The 15,130-nt window shown below is 71.8% G+C and carries 15 protein-coding genes; 6 read left to right on the top strand and 9 right to left on the bottom strand.

Annotation, left to right across the window (positions count from 1 at the left end; all coding sequences use genetic code 11):
- The first annotated feature begins 57 nt into the window (after positions 1–57).
- Positions 58–465, top strand: coding sequence for a pyridoxamine 5'-phosphate oxidase family protein (locus tag OG780_RS05340; protein WP_328457910.1), 408 nt, complete (start codon positions 58–60; stop codon positions 463–465).
- A 33-nt stretch (positions 466–498) separates the two neighbouring features.
- Here OG780_RS05340 and OG780_RS05335 read toward each other — a convergent pair whose 3' ends face one another.
- Positions 499–804: a DUF4235 domain-containing protein gene (locus tag OG780_RS05335; protein ID WP_328445195.1), complete on the bottom strand. Its 306-nt coding sequence runs from the start codon at positions 802–804 to the stop codon at positions 499–501.
- A gap of 149 nt (positions 805–953) precedes the next feature.
- Between OG780_RS05335 and OG780_RS05330 the strand changes: the two genes are divergently transcribed.
- Positions 954–2,066, top strand: a complete 1,113-nt coding sequence (locus OG780_RS05330) for a cation diffusion facilitator family transporter (RefSeq protein ID WP_328445194.1) — start codon at positions 954–956, stop codon at positions 2,064–2,066.
- 134 nt (positions 2,067–2,200) lie between these two features.
- Here OG780_RS05330 and OG780_RS05325 read toward each other — a convergent pair whose 3' ends face one another.
- Together OG780_RS05325 and OG780_RS05320 are read right to left on the bottom strand one after the other, a co-directional pair.
- On the bottom strand, positions 2,201–2,644 hold the full coding sequence (locus tag OG780_RS05325) for a nitroreductase family deazaflavin-dependent oxidoreductase (RefSeq protein WP_328445192.1): 444 nt from the start codon (positions 2,642–2,644) through the stop codon (positions 2,201–2,203).
- A 174-nt stretch (positions 2,645–2,818) separates the two neighbouring features.
- Entirely contained in the window at positions 2,819–3,451 is a 633-nt protein-coding gene (locus OG780_RS05320) for a LysE family transporter (protein ID WP_328445190.1), read from the bottom strand.
- A gap of 292 nt (positions 3,452–3,743) precedes the next feature.
- Between OG780_RS05320 and OG780_RS05315 the strand changes: the two genes are divergently transcribed.
- Positions 3,744–4,277 (top strand): flavoprotein, encoded by a 534-nt coding sequence (locus tag OG780_RS05315; RefSeq protein WP_328445188.1) that lies wholly within the window; start codon positions 3,744–3,746, stop codon positions 4,275–4,277.
- Positions 4,278–4,358: 81 nt separating this feature from the next.
- On the opposite strand, the gene OG780_RS05310 is transcribed toward OG780_RS05315, so the two are convergent.
- Complete coding sequence (locus tag OG780_RS05310) at positions 4,359–4,862, bottom strand: hypothetical protein (protein ID WP_328445186.1); 504 nt, start codon at positions 4,860–4,862, stop codon at positions 4,359–4,361.
- Between the two features lie 219 nt (positions 4,863–5,081).
- Here OG780_RS05310 and OG780_RS05305 point away from each other — a divergent pair, with 219 nt between their 5' ends.
- Positions 5,082–5,603 carry a hypothetical protein gene (locus tag OG780_RS05305; protein ID WP_328445184.1) on the top strand — a complete coding sequence of 174 codons (522 nt, stop codon included), beginning with the start codon at positions 5,082–5,084 and terminating at the stop codon, positions 5,601–5,603.
- A gap of 77 nt (positions 5,604–5,680) precedes the next feature.
- On the opposite strand, the gene OG780_RS05300 is transcribed toward OG780_RS05305, so the two are convergent.
- The 4 genes from OG780_RS05300 to OG780_RS05285 all read right to left on the bottom strand — a co-directional run bounded on the left by OG780_RS05300 (position 5,681) and on the right by OG780_RS05285 (position 10,518).
- Complete coding sequence (locus tag OG780_RS05300) at positions 5,681–7,501, bottom strand: ArnT family glycosyltransferase (RefSeq protein ID WP_443062110.1); 1,821 nt, start codon at positions 7,499–7,501, stop codon at positions 5,681–5,683.
- Between the two features lie 204 nt (positions 7,502–7,705).
- Positions 7,706–8,368 (bottom strand): HdeD family acid-resistance protein, encoded by a 663-nt coding sequence (locus tag OG780_RS05295; protein WP_328445183.1) that lies wholly within the window; start codon positions 8,366–8,368, stop codon positions 7,706–7,708.
- 126 nt (positions 8,369–8,494) lie between these two features.
- Positions 8,495–8,692: a hypothetical protein gene (locus OG780_RS05290; protein ID WP_151467062.1), complete on the bottom strand. Its 198-nt coding sequence runs from the start codon at positions 8,690–8,692 to the stop codon at positions 8,495–8,497.
- Between the two features lie 200 nt (positions 8,693–8,892).
- Complete coding sequence (locus OG780_RS05285; RefSeq protein ID WP_328445178.1) at positions 8,893–10,518, bottom strand: MFS transporter; 1,626 nt, start codon at positions 10,516–10,518, stop codon at positions 8,893–8,895.
- A 313-nt stretch (positions 10,519–10,831) separates the two neighbouring features.
- On the opposite strand from OG780_RS05285, the gene OG780_RS05280 reads away from it, so the two are divergent.
- Positions 10,832–13,495, top strand: coding sequence for a LuxR C-terminal-related transcriptional regulator (locus OG780_RS05280; protein ID WP_328445176.1), 2,664 nt, complete (start codon positions 10,832–10,834; stop codon positions 13,493–13,495).
- A gap of 206 nt (positions 13,496–13,701) precedes the next feature.
- Positions 13,702–14,658 carry an IS481 family transposase gene (locus tag OG780_RS05275; protein ID WP_328444966.1) on the top strand — a complete coding sequence of 319 codons (957 nt, stop codon included), beginning with the start codon at positions 13,702–13,704 and terminating at the stop codon, positions 14,656–14,658.
- Here the strand turns inward: OG780_RS05275 and OG780_RS05270 are convergent.
- On the bottom strand, positions 14,655–15,074 hold the full coding sequence (locus tag OG780_RS05270) for a DUF7144 family membrane protein (protein ID WP_326783966.1): 420 nt from the start codon (positions 15,072–15,074) through the stop codon (positions 14,655–14,657). The genes OG780_RS05275 and OG780_RS05270 overlap by 4 nt on opposite strands.
- Positions 15,075–15,130: the final 56 nt, after the last annotated feature.

Below are 15,130 nucleotides of genomic sequence, written 5' to 3'. Positions count from 1 at the left end.
TGAACCCGCCCGCCCACCCGCACCCGCAAGCAACGCAAGCAGGACACGCTCGACCGGCTGGAGACCGACGTCGACGTCTGGGTGTCCACCGCCGACAGCGCCGGGGGAGCGCCGTATCTGGTACCGCTGTCCTACCTCTTGGACGGGACGACCGTCCTGCTGGCCACCCCCGCCGCCAGTCCCACGGGCCGCAACCTGCGCGCGACCGGTACGGTACGGCTCGGCCTCGGGCCGACACGTGACGTGGTGATGATCGAAGGCACCGTCCGGACACTGGAGGCCGGCGAGCTGCCGGAGGGGACCGGCGACACGTTCGCGGCCCGCACCGGTTTCGACCCGCGCGGACTCAGCACCCACTATCAGTACTTCAGCGTCACCCCGGTGCGTGTGCAGGCCTGGCGCGAGGCCGACGAACTCTCCGGCCGCGACCTCATGCGCGACGGCGCGTGGCTGGTGACCGACTGAGATCGCCGGACGCTCGTGCCCCGTGCGTGCCGTTCAGTCGCGGCCGGACTTGGTGGGGGAGGGCCAGACGCCCGTGGACCGTTCGATGGCCTTGGCGCCCGAGCGGTCCACCGCGCTGCGGACGACGGCGAAGATCGCGCCCTGGAGGGCGGCGGCGAGCAGGACCTCGCCCCAGCTGCGGTCCCTGTCCAGGGCGTCGGGAGCGTCCTCCTCATGGCGTATCGCCATCCAGGTCTTCTGGAAGGCGAGTCCGGCGACAGCGCCTCCGGCCCAGCTCAGGACGAATCCGATCGGCTTGTACGCCAGGGGCAGTTTGAGCTTCTTGGGCTTCTTGGACACCGGGACTCCTTCTCCGTTTCCGAGGCCCGCCGACCTGCGCGGACCTACTCCCACCGGGTGCGAGTGCCCTATGCGCCGCCTCGTACCCCTCGGTCCGATTGTCCCCGCCGTCCCCGTGTGAGGTGGAGCCCCGGGGGAAACCGGCCGGTGTGAGTGGTGAAGAGACGACGGAACCGGCGGAGGGGGCGGATCGCGCCCCGGCGACACGGCAGCGGCGGAAGGAGGACGGTTCGGACGGCAGGACCAGGATCACCGTCATCGTGGCGCTGGGCGCCAACCTGGTGATCGCCGTGGCCAAGGCGGTGGGCGGCCTGGTCTCGGGATCGCCCGCGCTCCTCTCGGAGGCCGCGCACTCCGTGGCGGACAGCCTGAACGAGGTGTTCCTGCTGGCGGCGCTGCGCCGCAGCAGGCGGCCCGCCGACCGGAAGCATCCGTTCGGTTACGGCAAGGAGCGGTTCTTCTGGTCACTGCTCGCGGCCGTCGGCATCTTCGTCATGGGCGGCTGCTTCTCCTTCTTCCAGGGCTTCGAGGCGCTCCGCAACGGCGCCGAGGAGTCCTTCGGCGGTTATATGACCGGGATCGCGGTGCTCGTCGTGGCCCTGCTCGCGGAAGGCGCCTCGCTTCTGCGCGCCCTCTTCCAGATCCGCGGCAAGGGCGGCGACGGCATGCGCGACCCGGCCCTGCGGACGGTCGTCGCCGAGGACGGCACCGCGGTACTGGGGGTGAGCCTCGCGATCGTCGGCATGGTGCTCCACATGATCACGGGCCAGGTCGTGTGGGAGGCCTGCGCCTCCTTCGCCATCGGACTGCTGCTCGTGTGCATCGCCTTCTGGCTCGGCAGCGACGCCCGCGAGCAGCTCATCGGACGGGCGGTCGACGAGGAGCAGAGCGGCCGGATCCGTGAACTGCTGAAGGCACAGCCCGAGATCGACAGCGTCGAGGCGCTGCTGACCATGGAGCTCGGCCTCGACTCGACCCTGGTGGCCGCCAGGATCGACCTGGTCCCCGGGCTCGACAGCGAGGAGGTCGAGGAGGTCGCCGTCCGTATCAAGCGCTCGGTCGCCCACACCTTCCCCGAGGCCGACCAGATCTTCCTCGACGTGACCGACGCCGGAGCGGCGCGAGCGGCCGCGCGCCGCGGCGAGGGCGGGACGAGCGAGGGGGTCCCGACGCGAGACGTGCCGACGGGAGCCCCCGCCTCCGCACGCGACCCCGCCACGAGGAGAAGCCCCGCCGCGACGGGGGAGCGCGGCGGGGCCTGATGTTCGGGTGCCCGACGTCCTTCGGTTCATGCGCACCGGCACGCCGGAAAATCCGGGTGGCCCGTCGAGGGGTCCCGCGGTGTGCCGGCCGGTGCGTCAGCCGGCCCCTACGTGGTCCCGGCGGTGTGCCGGAGTCAGGCGGCCGGCTCCAGCACGAAGACGGGGATCACCCGGTCGGTCTTCTTCTGGTAGTCGGCGTACGGGGGATACGCGGCGATCGCGCGCTCCCACCAACGGTCCTTCTCCTCGCCGGTGATCTCCCGGGCCGTGAACTCCTTGCGCTCGGGTCCGTCCTGGAGCTCGACGCGGGGGTCGGATACGACGTTGTGGTACCAGACCGGGTGCTTGGGAGCACCGCCGAGCGAGGCGACCACGGCGTACCGTCCATCGTGCTCGACGCGCATCAGCGGGGTCTTGCGGATCTTGCCGCTCCTGGCACCGCGTGTCGTGAGGATGATGACGGGCAGGCCGGTGTCCATCAGGGTCGTTCCCTTGGTCCCACCGGAACTCTCGTACAACTCCACCTGGTCCCGGACCCACTGCGTGGGGCTGGGCTCGTACTCGCCCTCAAGTGGCATGACTTCCGTCCCATCGTCGCGTCGGACTGGTCGTGTCTCGGCACGATTCAACACCAGCGTGGACGCGAATCTTCCGTACTGCGGCCCGCGTCGCTCCCCGTGCCGGGCCGATCCCCCGGTGGGGTGTACCGGGGGCACACCGGCCGGGCCGCACACCGGCCGGGGCCCGGGCCCTCATGACGGGGCCACCAGTACACGCACGGCCAGCAGCATGATCACGCAGCTCGACGCGAGCCCCGTCACCAGCCGTCCCCGGTGGCCCGTCAGCGTCCGGCCGAGCAGGGCGCCGCCCCCGGCGATCAGGAGCTGCCAGCTCGCGGACGCGGCGAACGCGGCGAGTACGAACACCCCCTGCTCCAGCGGACTCACCGCCTCGGCCGTGCGGTTGGCGAGCACCAGCGCGGCGAAGTAGACGACCGTGGTGGGGTTCAGCAGGGTGATCCCCAGCAGGGACAGGTAGGCGCGGACGGGGTGCGGGGGGTCCTGCCCGGTCCGCTCGGCGAGCCGGCGCTCGCGGTAGCGGCGGACCGCGCCGATCGCGCCGTGGACCGCCAGCGCGGCGAGCACCAGCGCGGAGGCCCGGCCGAGCGGGAGCATCACCGGCTGGAGTCCGGCGGCGAGCGCCGTACCCCCGAGCGCGGCGACGAGGGCGTAGAGCCCGTCGGCCGTCGCGACGCCCAGCGCGGCCGAGGCGCCGATCCGCAGGGACGTACGAGCGGTGAGGGAGACGAGGTAGGTCGCGACCGCTCCGACGGGCATGGCGATGCCGTAGCCCGCGAGAAGCCCCGCGACGAGAGCGGCGGTCACGACCGGGGAAGCTCGGGCCTCCGCGGTCGGCCGGGCTGCTGCTGGACCCGCACCGGACGGACGGTGGCGGAGGTCGGCGGCAGGAAGGCTTCGTTCGTGGACATGGGCAGATGTTCGGGCCGCCGGACGCCGCCGCGCAACCGGTTTTCGGAAGGCTTCCGGAAGGGTGTCCTGGGCCGAGGTCTGCGTCGACGACGTGCCCCGGCGGAGCGGAAGGCGCCTCCCCGGCGGGGGAAGTCCCCGCGACGCTCCCTCTCCACCGGCAGGCCGGGATCTTCACTAGGGTGCGAACGTGAGCGAACCCAGCGAGAAACCCTTCCTCTACGTGGTCGTCTGCGCGGCGGGCGTCGCCGAGGGCGTCGGTACGTTGATCACCGCGGCGCGGGAGCGGGGCTGGGAGGTCGGTGTCATCGCCACGCCCCAGGGCCTCGGCTTCATCGACGCGGCGGCCGTCGAGGAACGGACCGGCCGTCCGATCCGTTCCGCCTGGCGGGCCCCGGGCGACCCGCGCCCCTTCCCCGCCCCGGACGCGGTGGCCCTCGCCCCGGCCACCTTCAACACCGTCAACAAGTGGGCGGCCGGCATTTCCGACACCCTCGCCCTCGGAACCCTGTGCGAGGCCTACGGACTCGGCGTCCCGATCGCCGTACTGCCCTGCGTGAACGAGGCGTTGGCGTCACACCCCGCCTACCGGGCCAGCGTCGAGCGACTGCGCGGAATGGGTGTCCGCTTCGGCGACCCGTACGCCGGCGACGGCCAACAGGGCGGCGGGCAAGGGGATTTCCCCTGGGAACGAGTGCTGGACCTGCTGGTGCCCGGGGCGTGAGCCCGCTCCGGGCCCGCTCCGGTTCCGAACCGGTTCCGAGCCGTGGCCGACGGAAACCGATGCTTTCACCGGGCCGCCCCGTCAGGCGTTTCCCTCGCAGTCGGCGGTGATCCGAAGTTCGTGCATGGGCTCGCCCTCGATGACGAGACCCGGTCCGCCGGTGCGGGTGACGAAGACCGCCCAGGTGCCACGGGTGAGCCGGCTTTCGTCGGTGCCCCCTGCCTGGACCTGCTTCCAGCCACGCGCCCGCAAAGCCGTGGTCACGTTCTCACGGGAACGGGGAGCGCTCTTCGTCGGCACGAAGTCGTCGAGAGAGATCATGCAGAGGTTGCCGGTCGCATTCTCCATTCCCTGACCTGCCATGGAACCGGGCACTTTCGCCTCCGCCACCGCCTGGAGCAGTTCCGTGCGCATGGCCGCGTACTCGGTGCGATGCTGCCCCGCCGAAGGGTCGGTGCTCGCCGTCGGACGATTCGGGACGGGCTGTGTTGTCTGTGTTGTCTGTGTTGTCTGGGGGGTCCCGCAGCTCGCGAGCACTCCGAGCAGCGGCAGAACGCAGGCGAGGCGGGGCAGGGCATGACGCATGCCCGAGATCATAAGCGCTGGTCAGCGGGTTGGTGCTCAGGGCCCTGCGGCCCGCTCGGTTCGCGGCGCTCCGCGCTGCGCACGGGCTGCGGAGGACTGGTGAAGTGCGCGGCCCGGAGAAGGAGTTGAACATGTTCAATTACGCTGGCAGGATGGCGGGCGCGTGATCGACACCCCGGTCGAACCGCAGTCGTTTGTGGCGCCGCCTCGGAGGACCGGATGGTGAGGACCGACCCGCTTGGCCCGGTGGTACGGCGCGTCGCGGTCCTCGTGGCCGGCCTGTTCGTCCTGGTGGGATGCAATCCGCACATGTACGACGACGTGCCCGCGGTGCATGACGCGAAGCGGGCGGAGATCGTGGATTCGTGGCGCTGCGTCGACAGCACGGAAGTCACCCTCCGTGCTGACGGAACTGCCGTCATCCGCCTCCTGGACGGGCAGGAGTTCGACTTCGACGACAGGTGGCGGGTGTCGGGGACGGGGGTGTGGGAGCTGACGGACGAGCGCAGCGGGTGGAACGACGGTCAGCATGTCCGGCTGACGCTCACCTCACGTACGGCATCGGCCACGCGCACCCCCGGTCCCGATGAGAGCCTCGGCGCGTCGGCCGGGCCCGAGCCGGCACCCGAGACCTATACCTGGACCTTCGAGTTGCGGCGGAACGACAAGAAGCGGTTGCTGTTGTACTTCTTCTTCGGCGACCCCGACTCCCGCAGCGCCTACGTCCTGGAGCGGGCGTAGGCAGGCTCGACGGCCGTCGAGCGTCCCGCGGAGGCGGCGCGCTGGTCGCCGGCCTGCCGCCCGCGAACGGCGGCGGGTCACGGCCTCCGGAACACGGTGATCGAGTGGCCGATCTCCTCGACCCGTCCGCTCGGGGCCAGCAGCACCTTCAGGCGGGCATCGGCCTTGTCGATCGCGGTGTCGGAGACGACGAGCAGTCCGTGCACCCGGGCCGCGGGCACCGTACGGGGGTCGGTCGCGTCGATGCCGTAGGCGGACGGCACCCCGGCGCCCTTGTAGACGAGCCACACCTTCTCGTGGGGGTAGTGCCCCTTCAGCCGGTCGGCGAGGCGGCCGAGGTCCTGGCCCCAGTCGACGTTCGAGTCGTGCAGGCGCAGATAGGTCTTCCCCGGGCCGCCGAACGCCTCGTTCGAGTACGGCAGGTAGTACGGGTACGTCAGCAGCGAACTGACGCCGACGAACAGGACCAGCGCCGCCGTCACCATCCCCGCCCGTCCCGGCCAGGGTCGTTGTCCGGTTCCGGCCGGTCCCGGCCGGCGCCTCCGCAGTGCGCCTGCCCACCCCGGCCAGGACCGCTGCTCGGCCCCCGCCCGTCCCGGCCCGCGCGGGACCACGGCGCAGCCCGCCGCGACCGCGAGGAACACCGGCATGAACAGGGCGTAGCGCACACCGAGATCGCGGGAGCCGGTCATCGCCGAGGCCAGCAGCAGTGCCGGGGGGACCAGGAGGTACGGGGCCGCGGGGCGCAGCCTGCGTACGGCCAGGAGGGTGAGCGAACCGGCCGTCCAGAGCGCCGTCATACCGAGCGGCGTCTTCACCAGCAGCGCCGCCGGCAGGTAGTACCAGAGGGAACCCCGGTAGAGCCGGCCGAAGAGGAAGCCCTGCCAGGTCGCGCTCTCGAAGCCGAACTGGACCCGCATACCGTCCCGGTACGGTCGCGGCACGGGCAGGTGGTCGACGAGCAGCGCGCGCAGTCCGTGCACGGCCGGGAGATCCGCGGGCGCCGTCCAGCGCAGCCGGGGATCGACGGCCAGATACGTCACCCACACCACGGCGACGGCCACCACGGCCATCCCGGCGGCGGCCGCGGCGGCGCGTCCGAGCAGCCGGGCCTTCGCCCGTGGGCCGCCGACCGGTGCCGTGCCGCGGCCGGTGGTGCCCGCGTGCCACACGGACACGACCGCGAGGAGCAGCACCAGCGGAACGGCCGGCAGCATGCTCATCTTGGTCGCCACCGTCGCGCCGAGCGCCACGGCCGAGAGCGGCAGGTACAGGAACGGCCGTCGCCTGGCCCGCCACACCAGCCACACCGAGGTCAGCAGGAAACCCGACGCCGGAACGTCGAGCGTGGCCAGCGAGCCGTGCGCGATCACGTCGGGCGAGAAGGCGTAGAGGGCGAGGGCCACCAACGCGCCTCTCCTGCCCGCGAGTTCACGGGCGAACGCGAGGACGACCAGACCGAACAGCAGCGTCAGGACGATCACCGGCAACCGCGCCCACAGCATCACCCGCCAGGGATCGTTGCCGGACTCGTACAGCACATGCCGCCCGAGCTCGGTCTGGTCACCCTTGAACGCGGGGTCGAGGTGCGGGTGCGCGAACAGCAGACCCGTTCCGATGATCAGCTTGCCCAGTGGCGGATGCTCGGGGTTGTACCGCAGGTCGTGCCGTTGGACGTAGACCGTCGCGGTGCCCACGTACACGGGCTCGTCGATCGTCGGGGTCTGCTCGACGGCCGTACTGACCATGGCGACGGCCATCTGGAGCAGCAACAGGGCCACGGCGACGACGAACACGGCCCGTCTGTGCCGCCGCAGCCGCCCGAGGAGTGCGCGCGGTGCCACCGCGCCGTTCACCGGCACGCGCTCGTCGTGCCTGCTGGCCAGAGATGTCGGCATGCCCTTTGTTACGTCCGCTCCGTACGAGCCTGCTCATCGGGCGGCCCACCGATTCGGGTACGCGTCGAGGCGCCGGCCGGGTGATCCGGCCGGCGCCCTGGCAGGGGAGCCACGAGTATGCCCGGCCTTCCGCACGACTCAAGGGATCGCGGGCGGCGGTGTGCGTACGGCCGGGCGTGCTCGGTCCTCCGTTCCGGCCTCTCCTCAGTACGGGGAGGCCGGGTCGCGCGGCCCGGCGGAGACCGCCCGGCGCAGCGCGGCCCGCCAGGCGAAGGCCACGGCCAGTTCGACCAGACCGATCAGCACCATCCACAGACCGAGCAGCCGGGTCAGGGCGCGGGCCGACTCGGTCGGCAGGGCCAGTACGACGATGCCCGCGATGATGCCGATCGCCGCCGCGCACAGGACGAAGCCACGGTGCGGCAGGTCCTTGGCCGCGAGGGCGGTGTACGCGGTCAGCACGCCGGACACGAGCCAGACGATGCCGAGGATCAGGGAGAGCGCGGCGATGGTCTGCAGCGGGTTCCGCAGGCACAGGACGCCGGCCAGTACGTAGAGCACCGAGATCAGCAGCGTGGCGAACCGGTTGCCCTGCTCCCGGTGGCCGAAGACGGACACGAACCGGAACAGGCCGATCACCAGCAGGTAGAGGCCCAGGAGAACCGCGAGGACGTGCAGGGTCTCGTCCGGCCAGACCAGGATCAGGACGCCGGGGATCAGCGTCGCGACGGCCGAGCCGAGGAGCCAGGTCCAGGAGGCGCCGACGCGGTCCAGCATGACCGCGGGGTCCCCCGGGGGCGCGTAGGCCTGGCCCCCGGGCCCGGGTTCGGGTCCGGTGTGCGGTGCCGGACCATGCGATTCCGTCATGGTTCCTCCTCACGCGGTCGAGCGGACCGGTTCCGGGCCGCCGACGGGACGGTGGGTGGATTCCCGGCATCCACGCTCCCGTGCGCCGGGTTTTGGCGGCTCACCCCCGGCGGGTGATCCTCGTGGTCACCCGGGCAGTTGGCGCATCTCCACGACCCGCAGGCCGAGCGACCGGCAGCGGGCCAGCAGTCCGTACAGGTGTGCCTCGTCGACGACCGGGCCGAACAGGATGGTCTGGCCGGAGATCAGCACGTGGTCCATCTCCGGGAACGCCTCGGAAAGCGTCTCCGACAGATGTCCCTCGACGCGGATCTCGTACTGCATACGGGGCTCCCCCCGGCGGGCGGCCTGGGGTGGGCGGACGGCACCCTTCCCCACGATCATCCGGCATCGAGCCCCGCCCGCCCTCACCCGCAGAAGGTGAATCGGGGCCGGGGAGCCGCCGTGCGCGCTCACGCCGGTTCACACGCCCCGGGTTCGCGCCGTTCGAGCGTCTCGGGTTCGCCGGTTCGAGCCTCGCGCGTTCACGCCGGTTCGACGGGGACGGTCGGGCTGCTCGTCCCGGGTTCCTTCCCCCGGCCCGCCCGTCCGGTCGGCAGGTGCGTCGTGACCAGGAAACTCGCGAGCGTGATGCCGCCGGCCGCGAGGATCGCCGCCTTCAGACCGTTGAGCTGCGCCGTCGCGTAGGAGTCCGTGACGGCATCGACCTCGGCCGGCGGCAGCCCCGCCTGTTCGGCCGCCGAACGCACCTGGTCGGTGGGGACGAAACTGATGCCGGCCTCCAGCGCGATGCTCGTCTGACTGCGTGCCTCCTGCGACACCGCCGGGTTCTTCGCCACCTGGTTGGTGAAGGCCTGCGCCAGGGCACCGACGAGGATCGATCCGATCAGCGCGGTACCGAGGGCGGAACCCAGATTCTGGGCGGTGAACTGGAGTCCGCCGACCTCGCTGCGCTCCTCCTCCCCGACGCTGGACTGCACCACGTTGCCGAGCTGCGAGGCGAGCAGGCCCATGCCGACGCCCAGCAGGGCCATGGCCCCGGCGAACTGGGCGTCGTCGATGTCCGGTTCGATGCTGGCCAGCAGCCACGTGATGGCTCCGAGCAGCGTCAGCAGGGCCAGTCTCACCACCCGGCGTGGCCCCATCACCCGCCCCAGTCTGGAGGCCAGTACGGACGCCAGCAGCATCGTGACGGACACCGGGAGCAGCCGCAGTCCCGTCTGGAACGCGTCGAATCCCTGCACCACCTGGAGATACAACGGGATGGCGAAGAACAGCCCCAGCAGGATGAGGTTCTGGCTGACCAGCGTCAGCAGGCCGGAGCGCAGGGGCAGCCGGTGCAGCAGCGACAGATGGATCAGCGGGTCGGTGCCGTGCGCCTCCCTGCGGCGCTCCCACTTGGCGAAGACGGCCAGGACGAGCACCCCGGCGGCGACGACGAACAGGGTCGGAGCGAAGCCGAGGACGGTGAAGGGCGGGTTGCGGGGCTGCACCCATCCCCAGGTGCCGCTCTGGAGAACACCCAGCACGCCCAGTCCCAGTCCGGCCGCCGACAGGAAGGCGCCCACGCCGTCCAGCCGGGGGCGGGGCTCGGGCCGGGGCCTGTCGGGGATCGCCCGGCGGAAGCAGAGCATCGCGACGACGACCACGACCTCGCCCGCGAAGACCAGACGCCAGGTGAGGTACGTCGTCACCCATCCGCCCAGCAGCGGTCCGACCGCGATGCCCGCACCGGCGAGCCCGCCGATGACACCGTAGGCGACGGCCCGGTCCTTTCCGCTGTAGGACTCCGCCACGAGGGCCGCCATGGCCGGCAGCACCAGGGCGGCTCCGAGCCCCTCGATGACCGACCAGCCGAGAGCGAGCATCCACAGGGTGGGAGCCACCGCGGTCAGGGCCGAGCCCACGCCGTAGACGACGAGTCCGACGAGGAAGAGCCGACGGCGTCCGAGGATGTCGCCGAGCCGCCCGCCGGTGGCCATGAACGCGGCCATGACCAGCGCGTAGAGCGTGATGACGGCCTGGATGGCGGTGACGTCGGTGTCGAAGTCCTCCACGAGCTGGCTGATGGACACGTTCATGACGGAGGTGTCCAGGACCATCAGGAACTGGGCCGTCCCGAGCACGGCAAGAGCGCGCCAGTGTTTCACCGGTGACCACCTCATCGATTCCGCCCGCGACGCCGCCGTGCCGGACAGGGCGTCCGGCCCGGCCGCACATCCACGGCACCTCCATGGCACCCGGACCTCGGCCTTCGCGCCATCCGGGGAATCCGCTCCCATGGCACCCGGGACGGACGCCCCGCACCTCACCCGCGGCGGGGGACCGGAGCCTGCCTTGCGACATTTGGGACAGCGGGTGACGATCAGTGTGCGGGGGTTACACCGGGGAGGGAGCCGTGGACCCGGACCACATCGGATCGGACGCGTCGCCGCTGCCGAGACATCGCGGAGGCAGGACCTCATGGCCGGGCTGCTGACCCCGGGCGGCGACCCTCTGCTCGCCGTCCGGTTCACCGTCCCCGACCTGACGGAGACCTTCGTCCGCAGGCCGCGGCTGGTCGGACGCCTCGCCGAGGGTGTGCGAGGCCCCCTCACCCTGGTCAACGGGCCCGCGGGAGCGGGGAAGACGCTCCTGGTCGCCCACTGGATCTCCACGATGGACCGTCCGGACGACGTGGCCTGGCTGACCGTGGAGCCCGAGGACACCGGCCCCGGCATCTTCTGGACGTACGTCCTGGAATCCCTGCGGCGGCACGGAGCGGACGTCCCGGACGACATCGGCAGCCCGTCGAGCCCCGGCGACGTCGACCACTCCCTGCTGACCCGGCTGGCTGCCTGGCTGAGCGAACGCGCGGATCCCGTGATCCTGGTGCTCGACGAGTTCGACCGGGTGGGCGCCTCGGCCGAGGTCGCCGACGAGCTCCAGTTCGTCCTGCGCCACGCGGGTGGTGGCCTGCGCCTGGTCGTCGTCAGCCGTACGGAGCCACAGCTTCCGCTGCACCGCTACCGTGCCGCCGGAGAGGTCGCCGAGGTCCGGGGCGCCGACCTGGCCTTCGTCCCGGGAGAGACGGCCGCGCTGCTGAACCGTCACGACATCCGGCTGTCGGAGGACGGCGCCCGATCGCTGACGGAGTGGACCGGAGGCTGGGCGGCCGGACTGCGCCTGTGCATCCTCGCGGCACAGCACGTCGACGACCCGGACACGTTCATCAAGAACTTCGAGGCGGGCCAGAGCACGCTCGCGGACTTCCTGCTGGCCGAGGTCCTCGAAGCGCAGACGGAGGAGACCCAGGACCTGCTCCTGCGTTCGAGCCTCCTCGATCAGATCCACCCGGATCTCGCCAACGCACTGACGGGCCGGGACGACGCGGATCCCATCCTGGCCGGCCTCCAGCACGCCAACGCCTTCGTCGAGGCCATCGGCCACTCGTGGTACCGGCTGCACCCCTTGTTCGCGGAGATCCTGCGGGTCCACCTGCGGGTCAGACTCCCGGGCATGGAGCCGGAGCTGCACCGGCGGGCCGCCCGCTGGCTGAGCGAGTCGGGCCTGCTGGCGGAGGCCCTGCCGCACGCGGCGGGGGCGGGTGAATGGGAGCTCGCGGCCGACCGGTTCGTCGACGAGCTGGCCATCGGCGAACTGCTGACGGGACTCGACGCCGAGCGCCTCGACGGACTGTTCGCCGCCATGCCCCCGGACGCGGCCGGCCCGGCCGCGTGTCTGGTGCGCGCCGCCCGTGAACTCGTCCGTCACGACGTCGACCGGGGCCTCGACTACCTGCGCCGGGCAGGGGAGAACCTGGCCGGCGACGAGGCCGGCACGGCGGCCCTGAGGCTGAGCCACGCGCTGCTGCGGGTGTTCGCCGCCCGGCTGACCGGCTCGGCCGAGGCGGCGCAGGCGGCGGCCGAGGACATGACGGCGGCGGAGCTGTCCCTTCCGGCCGAGCGGCTGGAACGGCACCCGGAACTGCCCGCCCTGATGCTCACCGACCTGGGCTCGGCGCAGCTCTGGGCGGGACGGCTCGACGCGGCCCGGCTCTCGCTGTCCGCCGCCGTGCAGGTCGATGACGGGCCGTCCACCGCGTACCCCCGGCACGAATCCCTCAGCCGGCTCGCCCTGATCGACCTCCTGTGCGGCCGGCCGAGCCGGGCGGAGTCGCACGCGCGGGCGGCGGTCGCCGAGGCGGAGCGCTCCGGGCTGCCGCCCGCCGACCGGACGGGCGTCGCCCAGCTCGTCCTCGCTGCGGTCGCCGAGGAGCGTGACGATCTGGCGGCGGCGCAGACCCATCTGGACCAGGCGACCGCATCCGGTACGGCCTCGCACGATCCCGTCGCGACGGCGGGCCTGGCGTTGCTGCGCTCCCGGATACTGCTGGCCAAGGGGCATCCGAAGGAGGCGTTGCGCGTCCTGGAGGAGCTCAAGCGCCCGCCGCACGGGGTCGAACCCTCACCGTGGGTCAGCGACCGGGCCGCGCTGGCCATGTCGACCGCGTACCTGGCGCTGGGCGAACCGCTCGCCGCGGCGGAGGTGCTCGTGGAGGAGCGGGCGACCGGGCCGGAGGCCACGGCGGCCGCCGCCCGTGCCCGGCTCGCCACCGGTGACCGGGAGGCGGCGCGCGCCCTGCTCGACGCACTCTCCGCCGAGGTGGACGAGGGGCCCGGCATCGCCGTCCGGGTGCTGCTCGCGCGGGCGCAGACCGCGGACGCGCTGGGCGACGACTCCACCGCCCAGCGACTGGTGGCGCGGGCCCTGCGGACGGCCAGACCGGAGCGTCTGAGACGGCCGTTCCTGGAGGCCGGCCCGTGGATACGGGCCTTCGTGCGGCACCGGCCCGCGCTGGCCCAGGGCCATGAGTGGCTCCCGGAGGCGGCCGCGGTCCGGGGTACCGGGCCGGGCCTGCGGACGGGTCAGGAATCCGTGATCGAACCGGTGATCGAACCGCTCAGTGAGCGCGAACAGGAGGTGCTGGAACGGCTGGCGCAGATGATGTCGAGGGACGAGATCGCGGCCGATCTGCATCTGTCGGTCAACACGGTCAAGACCCACCTCAAGAGCGTCTACCGCAAGCTCGCCGCGACCCGCCGGGGCGAGGCCGTACGACGGGCCCGCGACCTGCACATCCTGTGAGCCGCGGACCGTCGCACCGGGAGCCGGCCCGGCCCGGTCAGGTGGTCCGGGCCGGTTCCGGCGTCGCCGCCGCGTCTGCGCCGTGATCGACCGGACACGCCCTAGGTGTATTGATCACGAGCGTTGTTGACACTGGCGGGTCTTGAACATGGCGAAGACCTCCGATGTGGTGGAGCTGTCTAGGACTGCACCGCACGGAGGTCTTCGTGTCCCACCGTAATGCCCGGCTGACCGTTCATGGCAGGCGGCTGCTGGTCGAACGTGTCTGCGCGGGCCGCCCGGTCGCTCATGTGGCGGCCGAGATGGGCGTCTCCCGAGCCACGGCCCACAAGTGGGTCCGCCGCTGGCGGGACGAGGGCGAACCGGGCCTCGCCGACCGCTCCAGCCGGCCCCGGACGACACCGCATCGCACACCTGCGGCCCTGGAGGCCCGGGTCTGCCAACTGCGGCAGGCCCGCAAACTCGGTCCCGCACGGCTCGGCCCGATCCTGGGCCTGCCCGCCTCGACCATCCACCGGATCCTGACCCGCCACGGCCTGAACCGCCTGGCCCACCTGGACCGGCCCACCGGCCAGGTCATCCGCCGCTACGAACGCGACCGGCCCGGCGAACTGATCCACATCGACGTCAAGAAGCTCGGTCGGATCCCCGACGGCGGCGGCCACAAAGTCCTCGGACGCCAGGCCGGCCGCGCCACCCGCAGCAGCATGGGCTTCGACTACGTCCACTCCGCCGTCGACGACCACAGTCGCCTCGCCTACAGCGAGATCCACCCGGACGAGAAGGTCGCCACCTGCGCGGGCTTCCTCACCCGCGCGGCTGCGTTCTTCCACACGCACGGCATCACCCGCATCGAACGCGTGCTCACCGACAACGCCTGGGCCTACCGCAAGGGCCTGGCCTGGAAACAGGCCCTCGCCGAGATCGGCGCGACCGGAAAGCTGACGCGCGCCTACCGGCCGCAGACCAACGGCAAGGTCGAACGCTTCAACCGCACCCTGCTCGACGAATGGGCCTACCTGCGGCCCTACACCAGCAACGACGAACGCACGGCCGCCCTGGACGACTTCCTCCACGGCTACAACTACCATCGCTGCCACACCGCCCTCGGAGGCCAGCCACCCATCAGCCGTGTGAACAACGCTGCGGGTCAATACACCTAGACGGTGTCCGTGTCCGGGCGGGCCACGCAGAGCGCCCAGATGACGAATCCGTACAGGGCGATCAGCGTCAGCGACCAGACGGGGTAGTACGGGATGTCGAGGAAGTTGGCGATGATCAGCAGTGCGGCGATGCCGACGCCGATCACCCGGGCCCAGGTGGCCGCCGTGAACAGGCCGAGGCTCACGACCACGGCGATCGCGCCGAGCGCCAGGTGGATCCAGCCCCAGCTCGTCAGGTCGAACTTGAAGACGTAGTTCTGGCCGGTGACGAAGACGTCGTCCTCGGCGACGGCCATGACGCCCCGCAGGATGTCCAGGACGCCGGAGACGAACAGCATCACCGAGGCGAAGATCATCAGGCCGCTCGCGGTTGTCATCGTGGCCTTGGAGCGGGTGTGATGCTGGGTGGTTGCCATGGCGAGACCTCCGTTGCACGGGCTGCGACCGCAGCCACTCACCACCGAGCCTGCGG

The organism is Streptomyces sp. NBC_00386, assembly GCF_036063235.1.
Lineage (GTDB): Bacteria > Actinomycetota > Actinomycetes > Streptomycetales > Streptomycetaceae > Streptomyces.
The sequence above is the reverse complement of the archived record's forward strand: the minus strand, read 5'-3'. Positions and strand labels throughout refer to the sequence as shown.